The organism is Pseudomonas sp. (assembly GCF_036404235.1).
GTDB lineage: Bacteria > Pseudomonadota > Gammaproteobacteria > Pseudomonadales > Pseudomonadaceae > Aquipseudomonas.
This window is the reverse complement of the sequence record NZ_DASWOT010000191.1, coordinates 59,869-82,935: the sequence shown is the minus strand read 5'-3', so window position 1 is coordinate 82,935 and position 23,067 is coordinate 59,869. Positions and strand designations below refer to the sequence as shown.

The window sequence follows — 23,067 nt, the reverse complement described above, 5'->3', positions numbered from 1 at the left end:
TGAAATTCCTCTACAACCGCCAGCCCATCGCTATCGTTGGCGAGGACAAGGTCGAAGGCGTCAAAGTGGTCGAGACCCGTCTCGGCGAGCCCGACGCACGTGGCCGTCGCAGCCCTGAACCGATTCCTGGCTCCGAAGAGATCATCCCGGCTGATGCGGTGGTCATCGCTTTCGGTTTCCGTCCAAGCCCGGCGCCCTGGTTTGAGCAGTTCAGTATCCAGACCGACAGCCAGGGTCGCGTCGTCGCCCCGGAACAAGGCCAGTTCAAGCACCAGACCAGCAACCCGAAAATCTTCGCCGGCGGCGACATGGTGCGCGGCTCTGACCTGGTAGTGACGGCCATCTTCGAAGGCCGAAATGCCGCTGAGGGGATTCTGGATTATCTCGAGGTCTGATCTATAGAGCTCTGTAGGAGCGAATTTATTCGCGAGGCGATGTGGCGTGTGACGACGAAATTCAAGCCGAAACCGCCTCGCGAATAAATTCACTCCTACAGATTTGGTTGCAGCCACTTCCTGCGACAAATCGCCCCGATAGATAAAAGGTACGGTACTTACCGTGCCTTTTGCGTTGGTGTCTGAGAAAATGCCCGCACTTTTTTTCCGGATGCTGCCATGACTGCCCTGAAGAACGACCGTTTCCTGCGTGCCCTGCAAAAGCAACCCGTTGACGTCACGCCTGTTTGGATGATGCGTCAGGCTGGTCGCTACCTGCCAGAGTACCGCGCCAGCCGTGCCAAGGCGGGAGACTTCATGAGCCTGTGCATGAATCCGGAGTTCGCCTGCGAAGTCACCTTGCAGCCGCTTGAGCGCTATCCGCTGGACGCTGCCATTCTGTTCTCCGACATTCTCACCGTTCCCGATGCGATGGGCCTGGGCCTGTATTTTGAAACCGGCGAAGGTCCGCGCTTCAAGAAAACCGTCAGCACCCTGGCCGACGTCCAGGCGCTGCCGATCCCTGATGCGCAGAAAGACCTTGGTTATGTGATGGATGCGGTCAGTACCATCCGCCGCGAACTCAATGGGCGCGTGCCGCTGATCGGCTTCTCCGGCAGCCCCTGGACGCTGGCGACGTACATGGTCGAAGGCGGCTCGTCCAAAGACTTCCGCAAATCCAAAGCCATGATCTACGACAACCCGCAAGCCATGCACTTGCTGCTGGACAAGCTGGCGCAGTCGGTTACGTCCTATCTCAACGGGCAAATATTGGCTGGTGCGCAGGCGGTACAGATCTTCGACAGTTGGGGCGGTAGCCTCTCGGCAGCGGCGTATCAGGAGTTCTCGCTGGCTTATATGCGCAAGATCGTCAGCGGCCTGATTCGCGAACACGATGGCCGTAAAGTGCCGGTCATTTTGTTCACCAAGGGCGGCGGCTTGTGGCTCGAAAGCATCGCTGATGCGGGCGCTGATGCCCTTGGCCTGGACTGGACCTGCGACATCGGCCAAGCCCGCGCTCGCGTTGGTAGCAAGGTCGCCCTGCAAGGCAACATGGACCCCACCGTGCTTTATGCGCGCCCCGAAGCCATTCGCCAGGAAGTCTCGCGCGTTCTCGCCAGCTACGGCAGCGGCACTGGCCACGTCTTCAACCTGGGCCACGGCATCACCCCCGAAGTCGACCCGGCCAATGCGGGCGTGTTTATCGAGGCGGTGCATGAGATGTCGGCGCAGTATCACCAGTAACGTTCGACCGATGTAGCTGGCTCAGACGCAAAGATGGATGTGTTGTAGGACGAGACGAGCGAGGCGACTAACGCGGTGCGTCTGAGACCCGTCTCGCGAACAGGTTCACTCCTAAAGTGCATTCTGGCCCGCCCCCATGTTGGAGTCGGGCTTGTCCCGCGACCGGCGGGGAACCCGTCGTAAAACCTGTGAATACGGTGTGACAGGTAGACCGCGCACATCGGGTTTACTGCCGCTGCGCGCCAGATCGCGGGACAAGCCGCGCTCCTACAGCCCGCCACATTGAAGACATACGCCATCCGCAGCGTCTACAAGTACGCGCAAAGCCTAAGAAATGTGGTCTTCTCAGACTTGGACATTCACCGCCAACGGCGGCACTTTCGCCAGCTTCAGTGCAGCGCCCAGTGCGATGAGTAGCAGTACGCCGATGAACAGGCCTATGCCATTCCAGCCAGCGTAATGCCAGAACACCCCGCCACCGGTGCCCGCGATACTCGACCCCACGTAGTAGCTGAACAGATAGAGCGACGAGGCCTGGCCTTTGGCTTTTATGGCGCGGCGGCCAATCCAACTGCTGGCGACAGAGTGGGCACCGAAAAAGCCGAAGGTGAATACCAGCACACCGATGATGATCACGGCCAGTGGCGTGAACATGGTCAACGCAACACCTGCCAGCATTAAAACGATCACTGCCCACAACACATTGCGACGTCCCAGTCGGTCCGCCAGGGCGCCTATTTTCGCTGAGCTATAGATGCCCGACAGGTAAACCACCGAGAACAGGCCGACCACCGATTGGCTCAGGTTGTAGGGATCCGCCAGCAATCGGTAGCCGATGTAGTTGAACAGCGTCACAAACGCGCCCATCAGCAAAAAACCTTCGAGAAACAGCCATGGCAGGCCTGCGTCGCGAAACTGCAGAACAAAGCCTTCCAGCAGGCTGCGACCATTTAGTGGTCGGGCACTGAAGTTACGCGACGGCGGCAGGATCTTCCAGAACACGGTCGCTGCGCCCATCGCGAGCACGCCGATGATCAATAACGCGGTGTGCCAACTGACGTAGTCGCTCAGGACCCCGGTGATGACCCGTCCGCTCATCCCGCCAATTGCATTGCCGCCAATGTACAACCCCATCGCCAGCCCAATGTGCTGCGGATGAATTTCTTCGCTCAGGTATGTCATCGCCACTGCCGCCAACCCACTGAGTGACAACCCCACCAGGGCACGCGCTACCAGTACGCCTTCCCAGGTCGGCATCAAGGCGCTGGCGATGGTGAAGATCGCGGCGGAAAACAGCGAGAACACCATCACTGATTTGCGCCCGAGGCGGTCGGAAATTGGCCCGGTAATCAAAAGGCCGATGGCGAGCATGGCGGTGGAAACAGAGAGGATCATGCTGCTCTGGGCCGCATTGATGGAGAAGTCTCGGGACAGCACCGGCATCATCGGTTGTACGCAATACAGCAATGCAAACGTCGCGAAGCCGCCTGAGAACAGCGCCAGTACGGTGCGTATGAACGCTGGCGTGTCTTTCTCGATATACGTGTCGCCCAGCGGGATAGCAGCAGTGACCATGGCGGACGCCGGGTCTTGCGAGGCGGGGGCTACAGCAGTTTTCACGACGGAACCTCAGGGAATGGCTGAGCAAATAATGGGGAAAGCATATAGCTGCCTAATGATTCTTTCCAATATATTGTTCGACCTGTTTGATAGGTTTCACAACCTAATGGGATCACCATGGAATTACGTCACTTGCGGTACTTCATCGCGGTCGCCGAAGAGCTGCATTTCGGCCGGGCTGCCGCGTCGCTGGGGATTTCCCAGCCGCCCCTGAGTCAGCAGATCCAGGCGTTGGAACACGAGTTGGGCGCGCGGCTGTTTGAGCGTACCAATCGGCGAGTCGAACTCAGCGAGGCGGGTCGGCTGTTTCTGGATGAGGCGCGGCTGGTTCTGACTCAAGTAGACAAGGCGGCGGATGTGGCGCGGCGTGCGCAATTGGGCGAGATCGGTGAGTTGAAAATCGGCTTCACGGCGTCTGCGCCGTTTACCTCCAGCATTCCCCAGGCGATCTTTGCCTTCCGTCAGAGTTTTCCCTCCGTTCATTTAGCGTTGCAGGAAATGAGCAGCAAGGAAGTCGCCGAGCAACTGGAAGAGCAATCGATGCAGGTCGGGATCATGCGCCCGCTGCCGTTACCCGACTCGTTGGTGGCAGTTGAGTTGATGCGCGAACCGTTGGTGGCGATTATTCGCTCCGACCATCCGCTGGCAGTGGGCAGCGAGAAAGGTCTGTACCTGAAGACGCTGGCCGCCGAGCCGTTCGTGTTTTTCCCGCGTTCATACGGCAGCGGCCTATACGCGCAGTTGTTGGATTTGGCGAGGGAAGCCGGTTTCAGCCCATCGATCACCCAGGAAGCGGGCGAAGCGATGACCATTATTGGTTTGGTCGCAGCCGGGTTAGGCGTGACGGTGCTGCCGGCGTCGTATCAGCGCATGCGCATCGATGGCGTGGTCTATCGGACGCTGCTAGACCCTGACGCGACCTCAGCGGTGTGGCTGGTGCAACGCAAGGACCAGAAATCCCCGATGGCCAAGGCCTTTATCGAGTTGGTGACGCGCAAGGCGGGGTGAGTCCGTGAAATCATGTCAGCGGTTGGTTTTTGCGGGGAAACCGAGTGTTAAATAGACCAGAAGCGAGAAATACAACAGCGCGGGCACGATAAAAGTCCACAGATTGAATAGTCCGTCAATGGCAACGTATAAATTCAAAGCAGCCAGGCCGAGTGCAGGTAGATACGTAATGAATAAAAAAACACGGTCGCCAAGAAGTAATGGGTCTTTCTTTTTCAGCCAAAGGTATATGCCGCCGATGATTACCGGCAGCAGGCTTACGCAGGAAAGCACCAAAGCTAAAATTACATACCTTGCGTAGTCCAAAATCGCTTCCCCTTCATCATGTTCACGAAGCTCCGGGGTCAACAGGTATACAGGTAGCCAAAGAGATAGCCAGCTGCCGATGAGTAAAATACTGACGATAAACGGGTGCTTTAAGTAGGGTCTTTTCACGACACTATCCTAGTGGTTAAAGGCAAGAGCGGGTTTGTGATTTAGCAGCCCATCCGTTGGGCAGAGGGGCTGTTTGGTTTATTGAGAGTAATGTAAAGGGAGAGATCCTGAGATCACTATTTCGTATGGCTTCGACTGCTCTTTTTCCATTATTACCCTTAACGCTGTGGTTGCGGCTTCGGCCAGCCACGATCGATGACTAGAAGCATCTGCATCATACGTGTCATGATAAGCCCGTGCTTCCCCCGTAAATGTAAAGTGTTGTTCGTTGTATTTGTTTACGATTCCGCTAATCTTCAAAGTAATATTTCCCAAATAACTCCCCGCTATCGTTGAGTCAATGCCTGAGTTGTACGCGGCTTTTTCTATATGTACAGGTGAGCTTCCAATCTGAGCATTTTCAATCAGCGTTCGTAGTGCAGGTAAGTTAATGGGCGTTGGTTTGATGCCGGTGTTTTCTATTTTTATATGCAAGGGCGTCCCCTCCCCAGAAATTGCATGGGCCAAGGCTTTCATTGGCGAAAACAGACCTCCGGAGAGCTCATTTTCATTTTTGTCTATGGGGACACTCCTTACGCTCGCCTTGTTCAAACCGTGTAGCCAAGCATTCGCTGTTGTGGCATTAGGATTGAGACACATGAACTGGTCAGCATAGTGTGCTGTGGTCAAGTCTTCTTTAAGGGGGCCGATGAGGTGTGGGTTGTTAAATTGTGCGGTCAGCAGGCTGTTTATAATTTCCTGCCAATTTCCATTCAGGTAAGCCGCTGATCTTCGGATAGCTGCTGCCCCCCTGGAGACACGTGGTGGGAGGGGCGGTCCACCAAAATTTCCTTTGTTATTTGGACTGCGATTGTATGCGGTCGCCTTAATGTAAGTTGCTGGAAGTGTAATCGTGTTATTCATTGCAAAGCTCCATTGTGAGTACTGATTGATGGTCGGCAACCTATGAAGTGCTGTACAGGATTTCTTTAGGTGTGCGCTGTGGATTTATACAAGCAGGTATTCAAGCTGGTTGCAATGCGGGTATTTATAAAGGGAGTATTCCTACGTAATTATCGGAGGGTTTTGTATGATCTCAATGTATTGATATGAATTCGGTGAAAGTGTGCGCTTGTAAATGGCGGTAGAACTATGTGAGCACCACTCGACCGAACGCTGCACCGCGCTTTGTAATAATGCCCCGTAAATGCAAGGACCAGAAATCCCCGATGGCCAAGGCCTTTATCGAGTTGGTGACGCGCAAGGCGGGGAAGTTACCGAAAGGGAATTCTGTTTCCCCGTAGATCGCCCCACCGTCCAGACAGCCGCGCTGTCGCGCAGCAAACACGGGATCTTGTTAGCGAGGCTTGCCCGCGAATGAGGTCGGTATATCCAGCCTGCTCTCAACCAAGCCCACTACCTTCGTCCGGATGCGGCCCAGGCCAAGCCTCGCCAACAGGTGATTTATTGCCTGTTAAATCAATGAACTATCTCTTGTTTGATGAGATCTGCAGCCCAGGTTTTAGTGTCATGTATTCACCCCTTCAGAGGGTCAACGATTATTGAGCGGGTTGCGGCACACTTTGCGACATGTTTTGCGAGGTCACGCCGTTCGCCATGCTGTGCGCTGTGGCTTGCGCCTTGTTATCACGCAACTCACGCAAGATGCCTTTGTCCAGCAGCCTGACCCAACGGTTGTAGTTCTTGTGGATCTTGCCATCCGCATAGCTCATCTCACGGCTGTCACGGTATTTGATCTGGTAGTGAGTCGCTGTGTAAACGATGTCGATCTCAGCGTGGTACTGGTTGCGCACGGTGATCTCGGCCTGAATCAGATCCGGGCTGACGCGCTGAACACTCCACTTGCGCTTGACCAGCGTGGTCAGGATCGCCTGTTTCATTTGAGCCTGATCCGGCTGAAGGGTCGCCGGGACCTCGCGATTGGGCGTCACGATGGGTTTACTGGTGCAGGCGGCCGTCGACAGCAGGGCCAGAATAATCAGTGACGCGCGAAGCAGGGAGGACATTCCATTTCTCCTGAGAGTGAAAAAAACGGGTTTAAAACACGTTACGGCCAACGACGGAAGATCAACGACGTGTTGACGCCACCGAAGGCAAAGTTGTTGTTCATGACGAACTCATGGTTCATGCGCCGAGGTTCTCCGCGCAGGTAATCCAGCTCGCCGCAGCGCTCATCGACCTGGTCGAGGTTAAGGGTGTGGATGTAACGGTCGCGGTTCATCATCTCGATGCTGAACCAGGATTCCAATGCACCGCAGGCGCCCAACGTGTGACCCAGAAAGCTTTTTTGCGAGCTGATCGGCATACGTGATCCGAACAGGCTGTGGGTGGCCAGGGTTTCAGCGATGTCGCCCTGCTCTGTTGCAGTGCCGTGGCCGTTGACGTAACCGATGGCTTGCGGCGCGAGTCCTGCATCTTCCAGTGCCAGTTCCATGGCCCGGCGCATGGTTACTTGCTCGGGACGCGTGGTGTGTACGCCATCGGCGTTGCTGCCGAAACCGACGATTTCCGCATGAATATGCGCACCACGGGCCAGGGCGTGCTCTAGCTCTTCAAGCACCAGCATGCCAGCGCCTTCGCCGATCACCAGGCCGTCGCGGCCACTGTCGTAGGGACGTGGGCTTGTGTGCGGCGCATCGTTCTTCAGGCTGGTGGCGTACAGCGCATCGAACACCATTGCCTCGGTCGGGCATAGCTCTTCCGCGCCGCCCGCCAGCATCAACGGCAAACGCCCGAACTTGATCGCTTCATAGGCATAACCCACCCCTTGGCTGCCGCTGGTGCAGGCGCTGGAAGTCGGGATCAGGCGCCCGGTCAGGTTGAAGAAGATGCTGATATTCGCAGCGGTGGTGTGCGGCATCATGCGCACGTAGGAGTTGGCGTTCAGCCCATCGGCCACTGAGTTCAACAGCATGTTGCCGAATGCCTTGATTTCGTCCGTGCTGCCCGTGGACGAGCCGCAGGCCACACCCATGCGCCCGTCGCGAATGAGCGGCTCGTTGAGCAGACCTGCGTCCAGCAGCGCTTGCTCGGCGCCAGCCACCGCCAGGCGAGACACGCGCCCCATGCTGCGCAATTGCTTGCGTGTCCAGTGCGAGGGCACGGCGAAGTCATCGATGGGGCCTGCCAGTCGCGTGTTGAGTTCAGTGAAGCGATCCCACTCGTCCATGCGCCGAATGCCGCTGCGGTTGGCGTTGAAATGGGCTTCGATACTGGCCCAGTCACTGCCCAGCGAGGTAATGCCGGCCATGCCGGTGATGACGACGCGCTTCATCAGCACAAGCCTCCGTTGACCGCCAAGACCTGGCGGGTGATGTACGAGGCTTCCGCCGACATCAGGAAATTCACGGCGCCCGCGACTTCTTCGGGGGTGCCCATGCGTTGTGCGGGGATCATTTTCATCAGCTCATCCACCGGCACGTTTTCGTCGAGCATGGCGGTGTCGATCAGCCCCGGCGCGACGCAATTGACGGTGATCTTGCGTTTGCCCAGCTCAATCGCCAGCGCTTTGGCCGCACCAATCACGCCCGCCTTGGAGGCGCTGTAATTGACCTGCCCGCGGTTGCCGATCATGCCCGAAACCGAGGTAATGCAAACGATGCGTCCTGCGGCGCGACGACGAATCATCGGCATCATGACCGGATGCAACACGTTGTAGAAACCGTCCAGGTTGGTGCGCATCACGATGTCCCAATCGTCATCGGTCAACGCCGGGAACGCGCCGTCGCGGGTGAGCCCGGCGTTGCAGACCACGCCGTAATAGGCGCCGTGGGTGTCCACGTCCTGTTCGAGAATCGCCTTGCAGGCGGCGCGATCAGCGACATCAAATTGCAGTACCCGCGCTTGTTGTCCTAATGCCTGAATCTCGGCCTGCACCGCTTGGGCTTCGGCGTGGCCGCTACGACAGTGCAGCACCAAATCAAAGCCTGCTTGGGCCAAGCGCAGCGCGATAGCGCGACCAATGCCACGGCTGGAGCCTGTGACCAGTATTGAGTCAGTCATCTTGGGCTCCTTGCGCCAGATAATGCTCCGATTGAGGCGGGCGATACACGTTCAACCGCGCGACGGCGGTGATGCCAACGCCTGTCAGGTGGCATTCGAAAATACCCATGCCGCTGTCGTCCTGCAAGGAGCGTTGGGCATGGATAATCAGCTCGCTGCCGACCGGGAAATGCTCGACGTTGCACTCGAATTTACGCGTGCCGAGCAAAAACCCCAGCTCTACCGGCTGCTCGCTGAGCCGTGCCTGACAGCCCGCGAAGGCCGCCACGCTTTGCGCCATCAATTCGATCCCAACCCAGGCGGGCAGGCTGCCGTCGGCTCGATTGAACAAGCCACCTGGGCGGACATGGACGCGGGTGCGAACGTGTTCGTCACCAAAGTCCAGCACCTCGTCGATGAGGATCATGTCGCCTGAATGCGGGAGCACATCGGCGGGTGACCATGGGTGTTGTGCTGTGAAAGTCATGGACCGTCTCCGATGATCAGGCTGACGTTATTACCGCCGAATGCAAACGAGTTGCTCATCATTCGGCGCGGTCCGTCTTGCAGCAGCGGGGCACTGAGGCCTGTCCAATTCAAGGCGGGCAGGTCTGTGTCGGCCTGGCCGTCCCACACGTGAGGGGGCAGAGTCTGTTCAGCATTTTCCGAGGACAGCGTGAGCCAGCAAAAAGCTGCCTCAAGCGCTCCAGCGGCACCCAGCGTGTGGCCGCTCATGGGTTTGGTCGACGAACAGGGCACGCCATCCGGGAAAATCCCCTGCACGGCGTGGCTTTCCATTGCGTCGTTATGTTGGGTGGCCGTGCCGTGCAGGTTGAGGTAGCTGATGTCTGTCGGTTTTAGTTTTGCGTTGTCGAGCGCCTGTTGCATGGCTTGTTTCGCGCCACGTCCGCTGGGTTCTGGTGCAGAAATATGGTGCGCGTCCGAGCTGGCGCCGGTACCGAGCAAGGCAATCGAGTGGTCGTCGCTGGCTTCGCGTGTCATCAGAAACAACACGGCCGCTTCGCCAATATTGATGCCATTTCGGTTACACGAAAAAGGATTGCAACGCTGTGCCGAAACGGCTTCCAGCGAGGTAAACCCGTTGAGGGTGAGTTTGCACAAGCTATCCACGCCGCCACACAGCACCGCGTCGCACAGGCCCATGTCGAGCAGGCGCCGAGCACTGAGCAACGCACGCGCGCTGGAGGTGCAAGCTGTGGAAATCACATAGGCCGGGCCGCTCAACTGTAGCAGCACCGCGAGGAAGTTGGCCGGAGCGCTGAGTTCCTGTTGTTGATAGTCGTAGTCGCCAGGGAACTGGTTATCGCGTAAATAAGCGGCGATACCGCGGCTGGCTTCGTCGATGCCTGAGGTGCTGGTGCCCAGAATCACGCCAATACGATCACGTCCGTAGCGCTGGATCGCGCGCTGAATGTCATCGTCGATCTGTAATTGGGCGGCGAGCAACAGCTGATTGTTGCGGCTGCTCTGCTGGCCCAGTTCGCGCGCAATTTCGGGCAGTGAAACCTTGACCGATGCAACCGGCAGGCTGCGCTCTGGCACCCAACCGCTCTCGATGACCATGCCCGAGGCGTCACCGGCAAACAGTGCGCGTGCCACAGTTGCGCGACTGTCGCCGAGCGAGCAGATCAAGCCGAGGGCATTGAGGTAGGCGGTCATTTCGTGGCCTTGCCTTCGAGCGGGCTGACGGTGTACTTGACGCCGTCCTGAAGGGTTATCCGGAAAAAGCCTTCCGTCGCGTAATCCACCGTCCAGCGCTCATCCAGGCTGCGCCCGTGCGCACGAAGCTGAACGCCGGGGTAATCGAAGCGCACCTGGTCCTCGGTCGTCAGCGCAAAAAGCAGTGCTGCGAACAGCTCCCGGGCTTCGGGATTGGGCGGCAGCAAACCATCGGCTTTCCATTTCTGCTTCGCCAGTTTTTGCCGGGCCAGTGGAATACCCAGCGGGTCCATCAATGACCAACGCAGGTCGCGATGTTCTTTCTGCACCACCAGTAGCCAGTCTTGTCGCTGCCCGGCTTGTTCGCGTTGGATGTGCAACTGTTGCGGCAGTTTTAGGTGCGGGACTTCCGGGGGCAGCGGGGCTTGGCTGGCGCAAGCGCTCAGCAACAGCAAACAGGCCAGCAGGAGGGGGCGAATCATGAGGTTTCACCTTCGACAAAGGCGCGCAGCGGTTTACGCGCCACGACGTTGATCAGGGTTTCTTCGCGTTGCCCGAACGGCTTGGGCTTTATCAATTTCAGGCGTTCCAGCAGCCCGAAGTCCCTGGCGCGACTCCACCACAGGTAGGGATAAGAGACGTTGTGTGAACTGAACTCGAAACCTTGCCCGCGCAGCATCTCGAGGTATTGCCCGGCGCTTTTCTGGACATGCATCGGGTGGCGGAAAAACCAACGGATGACCCAGGTGTCAATGTACGCCTCGGTAGATTCGGCAAACAGCAGATAACCGCCGGGCTTGAGCACGCGATAAAACTCGGTCAGGGCTTTTTCCTGCTCCACCAGATGATGAAATGTCTGGTGGCAAAAGACTATATCAACGCTGGCATCCGGAAGCGGCAGGACCGCGCAATCGCTGCCGATCAGTTCCACATTCAAGCCTTGCCGCAGGGCCTCCTTGCCACTGAGATTGAGGCTGTGCGGGTCGGCGTCGATCCCGATAATGCGGCTTGGTGCGAAGGTGTTGTGCAGGTACTGAAACGACTTGCCCTGACCGCAGCCAGCGTCCAGCAGCACGGCGTTTTCTGGCAGTGGATCGCTAAACAGCCTACGCAAATCGTTGATCGCCACGCGTAACACATGATGCTGCCAGGTGTGGCTGCGCAGGAACATGAAACCCAGGCGGGTTTCTTCGACGTAGCTGTCGCTGAAAAATCGTTCGCTCATGAGGTTTGGCTCGCGCAGATTTCAGCGAGCATCCGCAGGCGCCGTTTGGGTTCTGCCACGAACGGGTTGCGCTGGTCCCAGGCATAACCGGCGAGGATCGAGGAGATCATGCGACGGATGTCGGGCGTGCTGCCCGGATAAAAAATCACGTCCTGGAAACTGCTGTCGTACCAGCCTTCGACATAGGCGCGGAAGGTGTCTACGCCGCGTTTGAGCGGGGTCGCGAATTCGCTTTCCCAGTCGACGCGTTCGCCCTGCAATTGGCGATGCAGTATGGCTGCGGCCATGCTCGCCGAGCGCATTGCGATGGTTACACCAGAGGAGAACACCGGGTCGAGGAATTCCGCCGCGTTACCCAGCAGCGCGAAGCCCTTGCCGTGCAGGGTTTTGACGTTGGCCGAGTAGCCGCCGATGGTCCGCGCCGGGATGTCCCAGACGGCATTTTGCAGCACGTTTTTCAGGCTTGGCGTTTCATCGATGAACGCTTGCAGGCATGCGTCTAGATTCTGTGGTTTGTCTTTGAAGCGCTCAGCCGAGGCCACCACGCCGATGGACGTACGCCCGTTGCTGAACGGAATCGACCAAAACCAAACGTCACGCATGTCAGGGTGGATGGTGATCAGAATCTTTTGCCGGTCGAAACCCGGATGGTCGATACGGTCTTCGATATGGGTGAACACTGCCTGACGAATCGGGAAATCGGATGGTGCTTCCAGATCCAGCAAACGGGGCAGCACACGACCGTATCCGCTAGCATCGAGCACGAACTGCGCCTGGACGCTGTATTCGCTGCTGTCCATTCGGCGTACCCGTAGCACAGGCTGCGGCGCGTCGAAATCGACCGCCGTGACTTCCTCCTGATAACGGATTTCCACGCCTTGGCGCTCGGCGTCGTCGGCCAGCACTTTGTCGAACTGTGCGCGCTGTACCTGGAATGTGCTCGGTTTGCCGTCGCTGAAGGTATCACCGAAATCGAACTCGCTATAGCGCTCACCCCATGCGAACGCAGCGCCATTTTTCAGTTGAAACCCGGCTGCCTGAACGGCATCGAGCATGCCCGCTTCTTCGACGAAATCCAGGCAGTGCGACAGCAGGCTTTCACCGATGGAAAACCGGGGGAACTGCTGGCGCTCGATGATCAACACATCGTGCCCTTGGCGTTTGAGCAGTGCGGCGGCGATGGCTCCGGCAGGACCGGCACCGATCACGACGATCTGGCGACATTCCATTTCAGCTATTGGCACGTGGTTTCCTTGTCTACGGGTTTGACGGTGTCTACAGGTTTGGCCTCTCGCAGTGCCAGAGGGCGATTCATGCCCGCCAAGGCAGGCAACAGCGTGGCGATTAGGCTCATCGACATCAATGCGAAATACAGCGCCGGCGTAATGAGCTGCTGTTGCAAGAGCAAATTCAGGAAAACGATTTCGCTCAAGCCCCGAATGTTCAGCAGCAGGCTTTCTTTCCAGCGGCTGGCGCCCGGAAAAGAGGGGGGCGCCCAACGCAGGCCCAGCCAGTTGCCAAGCATTTTGCTGGAAATGGGTAACACGATCAGTGCCAGCAGGTTGATCCAGCCCAGATCGCCCATGGCGCTGTGTACATTGATCTGCACGATGCCGAAGGTAAGGATCAACGGAATCGCGAGGTAGTGCTGCAACGCCTTGAACAATGCGGGCTTGAGCGGAAGGGCGAACGGCTGTTTGAGGGCGTTCATGCACAGCAGATAGCCAATGCCGAAGATCAGCGCATTGATCCGGTAATGCTCGGCGACCATCAGCAGGGCAAAGAACAGCGCGCCGTATATTTTTGGCTGGCGGATACTCATCCATCGCAGCAGCAACGGTGCGCAGGCCCCCACCAATGGCAGCGCCAGGCCGCTCAGGTGCAGACTGCCTTGCGCCAGACCGAACAGGCTCCAGCAAGCGAGGTCTATCAGGATCGCGGTTTGCACCAGCCGCCGCGTGGCTTGGGCGGGATAACCGATGTGGTGCAGGTACAGATACAGCACCGGAATCGCTGTGATTGCGAACACCAGGCCGATTGCCAGTGAGCTGAGCCACGATTGCTCTTTCAGTAACCAGACCCCGCACGCCACGCCGCACAACAGCGGTACGCAAAAACTGGGCAGCGCGACTTTCAGGCTTTGCCGATCCAGGCGCAGGTCAATTACATCGCTGAGAATATGCCCGAGTACCACCGCGAAGCTCAGGCCGTACAGGGTTTTCAGCCACACCGGGGCAACCAGTTGCGCACCGCTCAGGTGCCAGTTTGGCTCGACCCAGAACAGCATCAGCAGCGGCAGGCCAAAGGTCGCCAGCAGCAATTGGCTGACGATGGGGATCAAATTCAGGTGTCGACCCAAGCGTGTCGCCAATGCGAACAGTGCGAGGATCAAGGCCCAAAACACCACGATCATCATGACTGCACCTGCACTTCAGTGGTTTCGACGGCCTTGGCATGACTGCCCGCCCAGGGCGCAAGGATGAAGCTGAAGGCCAAGCCAAGGCTGACTGACAGACCGAAGTTGCTCACCGCAGGCGTGCTCGAAACTGCCAGCAGACCAAATGACAGCCAGGTTGTGGCCGCCGCCAGCAGCGTGCCCAACAGGCTGACGGCAGCGCCGCCGATTTGCTCGCGCATGAGAATGGCGTAATCGACGCTGATCGCGGTCACCAACAGCAGGCCGAACAAGCTGAACAATGTCAGTGGCTGACCGAGCCAGCCAAGGCTCGCAAGGCTGCACAGCGCCGCCAGTAGCGGCAGCGCAATGACCTTTAGCGCTCCACCGAGCCCGAACGGGATGATCAGCAGCGCGACGATCAACAGGCAGGACAGCAGCTTCAGCTCGGCGGCGCTGATTTGCGTGTCGGCAAAAACCTTGTTCAGGTCGCCGAGTCGATCCACCAGTTGTACGCCGTCCAGGTCGGCTGCTTGAACGCGCAGCAAGTTGGCATCACTCAAGCCCTGCACGCTGACGATGCCGGCCACCCCCTCAGCGGTAGTGCCCAGCCACAACGGGCGCCACGGCTCAGCCATCGGACCGGCCAGGGCACTGTCGATGTCCTGAACCTCCAGCGCCTTTAGCGTATTGAGTTCGGTGTTCAGTGCTTCGACCGGCACACCCAGGTTGAGCAACGGTTGCCAGAACGCTGGCAGGGCGTTGAGCGCATCGCGAGCCTTGATTTGGTCGGTGGGCGAGGCGACCAGTTGGTTCAGCGCCAGGTAGCCCTGGAGTTTGTCCAGATTCACCAGTTGGTCCAGACGTTGAGCGAGGGCGCCCTGACGCTCAAGCAACTGCTGCTGATCTTTGCCGCGCACCAGGAAGAACTGGCTGGTCGGCTGGTAATGGGTGATGCGAGCGATGGTGCGCGCTTCGTCAGTGAGCGACGGCGGCGCGGAGATCCACTGGCGAATGTCGTTTTTGGTGGTCAGTTGCCACAACCCCGCTGCGCAAAAGACCGTCAGCAGCGCCAACAAGGCAGGCGTCGGGACCTTGCTCAACAACACTTCACGCCAATTGAGCAAGCATTCGGCGATTCGCAGCGGCCATTGCGCAGGGCGCAAATCGACGCCGCTGAGCAGCGCGGGCAACAGGCACACGGCGGTGAGGTAAGCGCCCAGCAGCCCGGCAGCGGAGAACACGGCGATTTGGGTCAGGGCTGGAAACGGTGTCCAGGCCAACGCCAGATAACCGATACAACTGGTGGCAAGGCTCAGTGTCAGGCCGGACAAGGTCAAGCGTAATGCCGGCCAGCTGCGCCACGGCTTCAGGCTCCAACTCTTCGACAGATAATGCAGCGGGTAGTCGACCGCTACGCCGATCAGGCTTGAGCCCAGCACCAGCGTCATCACATGCATCTTGCCGAACAGTGCCACACAGGCCACGGCGCCAAACAGCATGCCGACAATGACCGGCAAAAACGCAAGCAATACCCGCCAGCGGCGAAACGCCAACAGCAGCAAAGCCAGAATCCCCAGTGTGGCGCCTCCGCCGACCCAGGTGATTTCCCGCGCCGCCTGTTGCTGGCCGTTGGCCGCATACAGCAAGCCGCTGGCGGCCAACAGTTGGCCATCGACCTTGCTTGCTTCGGTGCGTGCGGTCTCAAGCAATTGCGCGACTTTCAGTGGCAGGTGCATGTCGAAGGCATCGGCGTTGGTGCGTGCTCGCAGCAGGACCCAGTTTATGCCGTCGGCGTTGGCGATCAGCGCGCCGCTGCCGATGTCCAGTTGCACCGAACCACGCTCTGGTTGGCTGTTCTGGATGCGCCCGGTCAAGCCCAGCCAGTCGTCTTGGCTCGGTACCAGACTGAAACCGCCAAACGGGTCAAACAGGCTTTTGATCCGCTGCTCGATGAAGATCTGCGGGCGACTGATCAGTTGCTCGCGATCATCATCGGCGAGCATCGACAAACGACCTCTGAGCAGTTGCGTGCGCAGCGCGGGCAGGTCGGCTTGAAGGTTCCACTGGACCTTTTCGAACAGTCCGCTGGCTTGCCATTGATCACTCAGTTGCTGCGCCAGGGCGATTGCTTTTTGCCGATCGGCTTGGCCTACCAGCACCAGCATCTCCCGGTTCAGTGGTTCTTGCATGCGCTGTTCGGCGCGCAGTTCCAATGCGTCGGGGCTGCTGCCGGGCACCAGCTCCATCAGGTTGGCCGACAAGGGGGCGCCGTCACGCCACTGCCATCCGGCCAAGGCCAACACGGCCAGCAGGATAATGAGAAACAGACGAGGCAACAGGCGTTCACTGTGCAAAATCAGTGCGCTCCGCATCGCTCAGCGGTTGTTTGGCAGTGCTGTCGAGCATCTTTAGCAGCGTGCTATCGCCTTGGGTTTCCAGCAGCTCGATGCGTTGCACCAGTTCGCCGCCGTCGATGTTGATCTGTTTGAAGACCTGCGCAAGCATCAGTGAGCGTGGCACCAGCGTCAGTTTCCAGGCCTGTGCGTCACCACTCAGTTGCAGTTCGAAATCCCGTTGCAGGCCGCTGCTATCGCCTTGCAGCACGGCGAGAAATAACCGGTTCTGCTCAGCACCCGCGCTTTTGTTCGGGATCATTTGCCAGCCGCCGTCTTCGTCGTCCTCACGACGGGCAATGCCCGCGGCAGTGATCCGGTAGTCCTGCTTGAGCGGGGTGTCGAGCAGCCACAACAGGCCAAAATCCTTCGCCAGTACGAATTTGCCCTTGCTGGTCAGCGGTTGCGGCAGGGCGCGCAGGTGCTTTTCCTGAACGAAGCCGCCATGGATGACGGTGGGCTTGGCCAGTTGCTCGCTCAACTGTTGAAGATCGAATGCATGGGCCAGCGGCGGCAGGGCAACCAGCAACATCGCCAGCAACGTGTGACGCAGACGAGTCATGACAATGCCTTCTGTACGGCATCGACGAACACCTTCGGCGAGGCCAGTTGCATTTCCCGGCTGGCGATCTCCACGGCCACTTGTGTGGTGCTGGCGCGGGTTAGGCGCTCGCCGCTGGCGGCATCGGTGATCAGGTAATCAATCTTCAAGCGGTTTTCCCATTCGACAAGGCTGGCGCGCACGTTCAAGCGCTGACCAAACACGGCACCGCGCACATAGCGCAGTTGCAGATCGATCACTGGCCAGGCATAGCCTGAATCGCGCATCTGGTTGTAGTCGTGGCCGAGTTTGTCCAGCAGGCCGCAGCGCGCCACTTCGAGGTATTTCACGTAGTGCCCGTGCCAGACGACGTGCAAGGTATCGACGTCGAAAAACGGCACCAGCACTTCGGTGTCGGCGTGGATGACTCCCTTGTTACGCATGCAGCCTCCAGTGTTGCGTGGCGATGCGTTGCAGGCACAGACGAAGTTCGCCTTCCAGCGCGCGGTCTTCGATCACGGGCGCAAAGTCTTCACGCAGTTGCTCATGCATAGCGGCCAGTACCGGCGGCAGAGGACGAGCATCAGCAACGCGGCTGCGCAGCCACACGCCTTGATTGGCGGCGATCAAGGTGGCGGCGGCGACTTGTTCGGTCAGTTCCAGCACACGAATGGCGTCGCGGGCGGCGATGGTGCCCATGCTCACTTTGTCTTGGTTATGGCACTCGGTGGAGCGCGAGAACACGCTGGCCGGCATGGTGTTTTTCAGCGCCTCGGCGGTCCATGCGCTGGTGCCGATCTGCACCGCCTTGAAACCATGGTTGATCATCGCCCGATCAGCCGGTGAGCCGGACAGATTGCTCGGCAGGCCGTGGTTATAGCGTTCGTCTACCAGCAGGGCGAGTTGGCGGTCGAGCAAGTCGGCAACGTTAGCGACCAGCGTCTTCAGGCTGTCCATGGCGAACGCGATATGCCCGCCGTAGAAGTGTCCGCCGTGCAGCACGCGCTCGGCTTCGGCGTCGATGATCGGGTTGTCGTTGGCGCTGTTGAGTTCGATTTCGATGAAGCTGCGCAGCCAGTTCAGGCTGTCCGCCAGTACGCCCAGTACATGAGGGGCGCAGCGCAAAGAGTAGCGATCCTGCAAGCGGTGCAATGGCGCGGTCGGCGCGTCGATCGCCAGATCGCTGCGCAGCCAGGCGGCCACTTGCATTTGCCCCGGATGCGGTTTGGCGGCAAACAGGCGCTCGTCGAAATGTTCGGGATTGCCTTGCAGCGCCACCACGTTCAGCGCGGTGATGCGCGTTGCCAATTGCAGCAGGTAGTCGGCGCGGGAGAACGCGAGGCACGCCAGACCGGTCATCACGGCAGTGCCGTTCATCAGCGCGAGCGCTTCTTTGGGACGCAACACCAATGGGTCCCAGCCCAGTTGACGATGCACGTCAGCGGACTGACGACGCTCGCCTTCGAACATCACTTCGCGTTCGCCTGACAGGGTCGCCGCCACGTATGACAACGGTGTCAGGTCACCGCTGGCACCGACCGAGCCTTCTTCGGGGATCAGCGGCAGGATGTCGTGGTCGAGAAACGCCTGCAGGCGCTCAAGCAGCTCGAAGCGCACGCCGGAAACCCCGTGGCACAACGAACGCAGGCGCGCCGCGAGCACGGCGCGCGTGGCCTGTGCGTCGAGCAGTTTGCCCAGGCCGCAGCCGTGGAAGGTGTACAGATGGCGTGGCAACGCTTCGACGTGTTGCAACGGTACGGCCACCACGCAAGAGTCTCCGTAGCCCGTGGTCACGCCGTAAATCACGCCTTCCTTGTCCAGCAGTGAATCAAGGAACTGCGCGCCCTTGGCGATGCGCTGGCGGTAGTCCTGGTCGCGTTGCAATGCGGTCGGACGTTGGCGATTGGCCAAGGCCCGCACTTCTTCAATGCTCAAATGACGCTCGCCGAAGATGATCGGCTCAAGTGCTGGGTTGGTCATCGGATTTCCAGAACGGGTAGAAATTGAACCACTGCTGCGGCGCTTGCAGGCAGTAGTGTGCGAGGCGGTCGGCGTAGCGTTGAGTCCATTGCGCGATCACCTGTTGGCGATCGCTGCGGCGCCATTGGATGCTGCTGGCGAAGGGCTCAAGAATGATTTGGTAGCCGGTGGCGCCCTTCAGGCAAAAGATCAGGTTTATCGGGCATTTCAGCAGACCGGCCAGCAGCCACGGGCCTTGCGGGAAAGCTGCTGAATGGCCCAGGAAGTCAACGCGGGCGTTACGTCCGCCGTGCAGAGCAATACGGTCGCCAGCGATTGCCAGCCACTCGCCGCGATCCAGGCGTTGACTCAGTTGCAGCATGATCGCCGGGTCCAGTTCGCTGACCTGAATCAACCGCAGGTTGGTCGCACCGGCTTCACCCAATAGACGATTGAAGCGCTCGGCGTGTTTAGTGTGAACCAGCACGTTCATGGTCACTTTCTCGCCCAGCTCTGCCAGCGCGCGACACACTTCGAGGTTGCCCAGATGAGCTCCCACCAGCATTTGCCCGCGCTCCCCACGCAATTGGCTGCGCAACTGGGCGTTGTCGGCGATCTGGATTTGCTCCAGCCCGAGCTTGCCGTTCCATACGTCGAGCTTGTCGAGCAGCGCGTCAGCGAAGGCCATGAATTGTTTGAACACTCGCCACCGGGTCGGCCGCAGATCCGGACGGTTACCCCAATCGGCCAAACGCTGTTGGTATTGCCAGGCACTGCGGCGAGCATCGCGCCCGAACAGGAAGAAATACAGGACTATCCCGTGCAGCACGGGGCTCAGCAGGCGACGACCGAGCAGCTTGACGGCCCATGCCGTGAGTTTCATGAGGACGAAGCTGCCACGCTCCTGGTGTTCGGCCCAGTGCCGTTTTTGTTGGTGATCACTCATGGCAGCCATCGCCGCCAGAGGATCAGCGGGAAGCGTCCCAGCATGCCGAAGAACAGCTTGGTGTGCATTTTGGAGATCAAAGCGTTGTCGTGGAACAACCGAAAATGCGACAGGCCATCCTGTGGGTAATGAACCCTGGTGGGTAGCCAACGCATTGGCTGATTGCGCCAGGACAGGCGCACGAGGATTTCAGGATCGAAATCCATGCGTTTGCCAAGGCTTACGGTGTTGATCAAATGCAGCACGGGTTTGAGCGGGTACACCCGGAAGCCGCACATCGAGTCGGGAATCTGCAGCGACAGGCTGTTGATCCAGACCCAGACGTGGGTCAAATAGCGTGCATACAATCGACCTTTCGGCACACTGGCATCGTATTTCGGGTAGCCACAGATCAGCGATTGCGGGTGTTGCCGGGAGTCGTCGAGAAACAGTTTGATGTCGTTCAGGTCATGCTGGCCATCGGCATCGACTTGCAGGGCGTGGCTGAAGCCGAGCCTTGCAGCCTCACGCAAGCCGGCCATGACCGCGCCGCCCTTGCCTTGGTTTATCGGCAATTGGATCAAAAACACCTTGGCCTGCTCGGCAAGCGCGTGCAGTACCGCGGCGCAGGCCGGGCTGCTGGCGTCATCGACCAAAACACAGGACAGGCCAGCGTCCAGCAACTCCTGAACCACAGCAGGTACAGCCCGCTCGTGGTTGTAGACCGGAATCACGGCGCAGGGATTATGCATGTGCAGCCTCCAGCAATATCCGACCGCTGGAGCAGGACGAGCCACCGTTACGGTAGGCGAAGTGCAGTTTGTTGCGCTCGCTGTCAAAGCGCAGGGTCAGGCTGATTCGGTCGCCGGGGCGCACCAGTTGCTGGAATTTCAGTACTTCCATGCCGACAAATTTCGGCGGTACGGACAGTAAACGCTGCGCCAGATTGATGGCCCAATCCACTTGCACGACCCCAGGAAGAATCGGGGTTGTCTGGAAGTGCCCGGTGAAGTGCGCCAGGTCCAGCGGCACTATCAGGTCCAGGCGCAGATCGCCGTCGACCTGTTGCTGGCCCACCAGTTCAGGTTCTTTAATCCGTGGCGCCATTAACACTTCATCAACCTGCGCCTGAGGCAGTTTGCCCTGCGGGTTCAGCGGTAGTTGGCGCAACAACCGCCAGCGGCGCGGCAGTGCAAGCGCTTCGCAATGTGGGACCAGATGTTGGCGCAGCGTTTGAGTGAGGGCGCGTCGCCCTTGATTGCGCAGTGCTTGCACGCCGCTGTCACTGAGTACCACCAGCGCACCCAGCGAGGCGCGGTTTTCTTTGATCACGCCAAAACGTGCTTCGCTCACCCAGTCATGCAGCGTCAGCGCTTGCTCCAGCAGGGGCAGCGCAATGCGTTTTTCTTCCAGCTTTACGATCCTGTCCAGACGGCCCAGCAGTTCGAAGCGGCCGTCGGGGGTAAAGCGCGCGGCATCGGCCGTCTGTTCGATATGCCCAGTAGGCAGGTAGGGCGATTCGATGCGCAGTGCGCCATTGCTGTCCTGGCTTAGCGTGATGCCTTCAAACGCACGCCACAGCGGATCACAGCGACGCCAGGCGATGCCGCCGGTCTCCGAGCTGCCGAGAATTTCGGTCGGCCATTGACCAAGCTGGGCATGCAGACTTTTAGCGGCCTCCACAGGCAACGCGCCACCGGATGAAAACACCCGGCGTACCGTTCGCATGCTCGGCCAGTCGAGGTTGTCGCCCATGCGTTTGAGCAATGCCGGGCTGGCGACCCAGGCGAATGTCGTGTGTTCACGACTGGCACGCTGCAGGTCTTCGGGGAAGGGTAGCTGTTGGCGCACAAAGCTGCGTCCGGCGCACAGGGGCCACAACACTCGAAACAACAGACCATAAATGTGTTGGGTTGCAACGCTGCCGATGATGCACGCGCTGCCCAGCTCTGCACCCCAAAGACGCTCCAGCGCGCTGACCTCGTTGGCCAGTTGACGCAGACGCTTTTCGATTAGCTTCGGTTCGCCGCTGGAGCCTGAAGTACACAGGCTGAGGACGCAGTGATCGAGATCCAACGCGGCCGGTAGCAGTGGCTCGGCATTGAGCATGCTCAGCGATATATCGTCAGCGTGATCGGTCAGCCATAGGTCTACCTGGCCTGCCCAGCGTTCGCGTGTCTGCGCTTGAAGATCTGCCGGCAACAGGACTTCAACACCGGCGCGCCAGGCACCGAACACCGCCACGGCCAACTCACCGGCGTCCTCAAGGTGAACGGCGACCCGTTTTACCTTGCGCTCGGCCAGGCTCGCGGCGACGCCAAGGGCGAAGGTGCGAAACTGTGTGTGATCCATAGCCGGTGCATGAGTCAGACCGCGTCCGTCGTGCGCTTCGAGCAACAGGTGCTCAAGGTCGATCCAGCTCATGTGCGCCCTCGCACTCGTTGACGAAGTAGCCATTCGCCTGCAAACAGAATTCCCATCAATCCGTAGGCGATGAGGCCGGTATAAAGGGTCCACCAGGCAAGTGGTGCCCACAGGGTCAGCGCCGCAGCGAGCAGGCCATTGAGCAGAAAGAAACCACACCACACTTGCGTGACCTGGCGCGTGTAATGGATTGCGCGCTGCGGCAAGTCGGGATCGGTCATGCGTGCCAGTCGCTCCACCAGGGGCATTCCGCGTACCAGGCTCAGGCCGAAAAGGCTCAACATGAAACCGCTGATCAGCACCGGGTACCAACGCAACAGACTGCGGCTGTCGAGGATGCCGAGCAGTAGGCAAAAGCCAAGCGCGACCAGCGCCATGGTCAGGCTACCGGGACGGCGCTCTGCGGTCAGGGCGCGAGCAGCCCACAACGCGCCCAATAAAAGCGCGAACTGCCACGGCGAAAAATGCCCTATGCCGAAATACACCGCAAACGGATAGAGCACACCCGCCAGCACCAGCGCCAGGCCGATCAGGCGATTCATGCGGTGGTATTGACCAGGCGATAGACAGCCTCGACCACGTCATTGACGGTGCGCACTGCCTTGAACTCTTCGGCGGCTATTTTCTTGCCGGTCTTGCGTTTGATGTGATCGATCAGGTCGACCGCGTCGATACTGTCGATCTCCAGGTCCTGATACAGGTTGGCCTGGAGGGTGACTCGCTCAGGTTCAAGTTCGAACAACTCAACCAGCGCGGTGCGCAAGGTTTCGAAGATGTCTTCACGGGTTTGCATGTTCAG

Annotated in this window: 24 protein-coding genes; 3 read left to right on the top strand and 21 right to left on the bottom strand. The window is 59.1% G+C overall.

Translation table 11 applies throughout. The features are described from left to right. Positions 1 to 395: FAD-dependent oxidoreductase (locus VGC62_RS24260; RefSeq protein ID WP_331189618.1), on the top strand; the 395-nt coding region annotated here is incomplete at its 5' end. 219 nt (positions 396 to 614) lie between these two features. Next, complete coding sequence (gene hemE / locus VGC62_RS24255) at positions 615 to 1,679, top strand: uroporphyrinogen decarboxylase (protein ID WP_331189617.1); 1,065 nt, start codon at positions 615 to 617, stop codon at positions 1,677 to 1,679. Between the two features lie 345 nt (positions 1,680 to 2,024). Here hemE and VGC62_RS24250 read toward each other — a convergent pair whose 3' ends face one another. Further along, entirely contained in the window at positions 2,025 to 3,254 is a 1,230-nt protein-coding gene (locus VGC62_RS24250) for an MFS transporter (RefSeq protein WP_331189619.1), read from the bottom strand. 162 nt (positions 3,255 to 3,416) lie between these two features. Here VGC62_RS24250 and VGC62_RS24245 point away from each other — a divergent pair, with 162 nt between their 5' ends. Further along, positions 3,417 to 4,307: a LysR family transcriptional regulator gene (locus VGC62_RS24245; RefSeq protein ID WP_331189616.1), complete on the top strand. Its 891-nt coding sequence runs from the start codon at positions 3,417 to 3,419 to the stop codon at positions 4,305 to 4,307. A gap of 15 nt (positions 4,308 to 4,322) precedes the next feature. On the opposite strand, the gene VGC62_RS24240 is transcribed toward VGC62_RS24245, so the two are convergent. The 20 genes from VGC62_RS24240 to VGC62_RS24145 form a co-directional block, all read right to left on the bottom strand. Further along, the gene (locus VGC62_RS24240) at positions 4,323 to 4,742 is read right to left on the bottom strand and encodes a hypothetical protein (protein WP_331189615.1); all 420 of its coding nucleotides are present in this window, start codon (positions 4,740 to 4,742) and stop codon (positions 4,323 to 4,325) included. A gap of 78 nt (positions 4,743 to 4,820) precedes the next feature. Next, complete coding sequence (locus VGC62_RS24235) at positions 4,821 to 5,645, bottom strand: lipid II-degrading bacteriocin (protein WP_331189614.1); 825 nt, start codon at positions 5,643 to 5,645, stop codon at positions 4,821 to 4,823. 635 nt (positions 5,646 to 6,280) lie between these two features. Next, positions 6,281 to 6,748, bottom strand: coding sequence for a hypothetical protein (locus tag VGC62_RS24230; protein ID WP_331189613.1), 468 nt, complete (start codon positions 6,746 to 6,748; stop codon positions 6,281 to 6,283). Positions 6,749 to 6,789: 41 nt separating this feature from the next. After that, positions 6,790 to 8,016: a beta-ketoacyl-ACP synthase gene (locus VGC62_RS24225; RefSeq protein WP_331189612.1), complete on the bottom strand. Its 1,227-nt coding sequence runs from the start codon at positions 8,014 to 8,016 to the stop codon at positions 6,790 to 6,792. Further along, positions 8,016 to 8,744: a 3-oxoacyl-ACP reductase FabG gene (fabG, locus tag VGC62_RS24220; RefSeq protein ID WP_331189611.1), complete on the bottom strand. Its 729-nt coding sequence runs from the start codon at positions 8,742 to 8,744 to the stop codon at positions 8,016 to 8,018. Before fabG ends, VGC62_RS24225 begins: the two co-directional genes overlap by 1 nt. Continuing rightward, positions 8,737 to 9,210 (bottom strand): hotdog family protein, encoded by a 474-nt coding sequence (locus VGC62_RS24215; RefSeq protein ID WP_331189610.1) that lies wholly within the window; start codon positions 9,208 to 9,210, stop codon positions 8,737 to 8,739. The genes fabG and VGC62_RS24215 overlap by 8 nt, the downstream gene beginning before the upstream one ends. After that, positions 9,207 to 10,403, bottom strand: a complete 1,197-nt coding sequence (locus VGC62_RS24210) for a beta-ketoacyl-[acyl-carrier-protein] synthase family protein (RefSeq protein ID WP_331189609.1) — start codon at positions 10,401 to 10,403, stop codon at positions 9,207 to 9,209. Before VGC62_RS24210 ends, VGC62_RS24215 begins: the two co-directional genes overlap by 4 nt. Continuing rightward, positions 10,400 to 10,885, bottom strand: coding sequence for a DUF3261 domain-containing protein (locus VGC62_RS24205; protein ID WP_331189608.1), 486 nt, complete (start codon positions 10,883 to 10,885; stop codon positions 10,400 to 10,402). The genes VGC62_RS24210 and VGC62_RS24205 overlap by 4 nt, the downstream gene beginning before the upstream one ends. Further along, positions 10,882 to 11,628 carry a class I SAM-dependent methyltransferase gene (locus VGC62_RS24200; RefSeq protein ID WP_331189607.1) on the bottom strand — a complete coding sequence of 249 codons (747 nt, stop codon included), beginning with the start codon at positions 11,626 to 11,628 and terminating at the stop codon, positions 10,882 to 10,884. The genes VGC62_RS24205 and VGC62_RS24200 overlap by 4 nt, the downstream gene beginning before the upstream one ends. Continuing rightward, positions 11,625 to 12,872 (bottom strand): NAD(P)/FAD-dependent oxidoreductase, encoded by a 1,248-nt coding sequence (locus tag VGC62_RS24195; RefSeq protein ID WP_331189606.1) that lies wholly within the window; start codon positions 12,870 to 12,872, stop codon positions 11,625 to 11,627. The genes VGC62_RS24200 and VGC62_RS24195 overlap by 4 nt, the downstream gene beginning before the upstream one ends. After that, positions 12,863 to 14,044 (bottom strand): sodium:proton antiporter, encoded by a 1,182-nt coding sequence (locus tag VGC62_RS24190; RefSeq protein WP_331189605.1) that lies wholly within the window; start codon positions 14,042 to 14,044, stop codon positions 12,863 to 12,865. The genes VGC62_RS24195 and VGC62_RS24190 overlap by 10 nt, the downstream gene beginning before the upstream one ends. Next, a complete protein-coding gene (locus VGC62_RS24185) occupies positions 14,041 to 16,380 on the bottom strand; it encodes a hypothetical protein (protein ID WP_331189604.1) in 2,340 nt (779 codons plus the stop codon). Before VGC62_RS24185 ends, VGC62_RS24190 begins: the two co-directional genes overlap by 4 nt. Then, complete coding sequence (locus VGC62_RS24180; protein WP_331189603.1) at positions 16,370 to 16,981, bottom strand: outer membrane lipoprotein carrier protein LolA; 612 nt, start codon at positions 16,979 to 16,981, stop codon at positions 16,370 to 16,372. The genes VGC62_RS24185 and VGC62_RS24180 overlap by 11 nt, the downstream gene beginning before the upstream one ends. After that, positions 16,978 to 17,403: an acyl-CoA thioesterase gene (locus VGC62_RS24175; protein ID WP_331189602.1), complete on the bottom strand. Its 426-nt coding sequence runs from the start codon at positions 17,401 to 17,403 to the stop codon at positions 16,978 to 16,980. Before VGC62_RS24175 ends, VGC62_RS24180 begins: the two co-directional genes overlap by 4 nt. Beyond that, a complete protein-coding gene (locus tag VGC62_RS24170) occupies positions 17,396 to 18,940 on the bottom strand; it encodes an aromatic amino acid ammonia-lyase (RefSeq protein WP_331189601.1) in 1,545 nt (514 codons plus the stop codon). Before VGC62_RS24170 ends, VGC62_RS24175 begins: the two co-directional genes overlap by 8 nt. Next, on the bottom strand, positions 18,921 to 19,865 hold the full coding sequence (locus tag VGC62_RS24165; RefSeq protein WP_331189600.1) for a glycosyl transferase: 945 nt from the start codon (positions 19,863 to 19,865) through the stop codon (positions 18,921 to 18,923). Before VGC62_RS24165 ends, VGC62_RS24170 begins: the two co-directional genes overlap by 20 nt. Next, positions 19,862 to 20,596, bottom strand: coding sequence for a glycosyltransferase family 2 protein (locus VGC62_RS24160; RefSeq protein WP_331189599.1), 735 nt, complete (start codon positions 20,594 to 20,596; stop codon positions 19,862 to 19,864). The genes VGC62_RS24165 and VGC62_RS24160 overlap by 4 nt, the downstream gene beginning before the upstream one ends. Beyond that, the gene (locus tag VGC62_RS24155) at positions 20,589 to 22,268 is read right to left on the bottom strand and encodes an AMP-binding protein (RefSeq protein ID WP_331189598.1); all 1,680 of its coding nucleotides are present in this window, start codon (positions 22,266 to 22,268) and stop codon (positions 20,589 to 20,591) included. The genes VGC62_RS24160 and VGC62_RS24155 overlap by 8 nt, the downstream gene beginning before the upstream one ends. Continuing rightward, positions 22,265 to 22,810 carry a hypothetical protein gene (locus VGC62_RS24150; protein ID WP_331189597.1) on the bottom strand — a complete coding sequence of 182 codons (546 nt, stop codon included), beginning with the start codon at positions 22,808 to 22,810 and terminating at the stop codon, positions 22,265 to 22,267. The genes VGC62_RS24155 and VGC62_RS24150 overlap by 4 nt, the downstream gene beginning before the upstream one ends. Further along, positions 22,807 to 23,061, bottom strand: coding sequence for an acyl carrier protein (locus tag VGC62_RS24145; protein ID WP_331189596.1), 255 nt, complete (start codon positions 23,059 to 23,061; stop codon positions 22,807 to 22,809). The genes VGC62_RS24150 and VGC62_RS24145 overlap by 4 nt, the downstream gene beginning before the upstream one ends. Positions 23,062 to 23,067 lie beyond the last annotated feature (6 nt).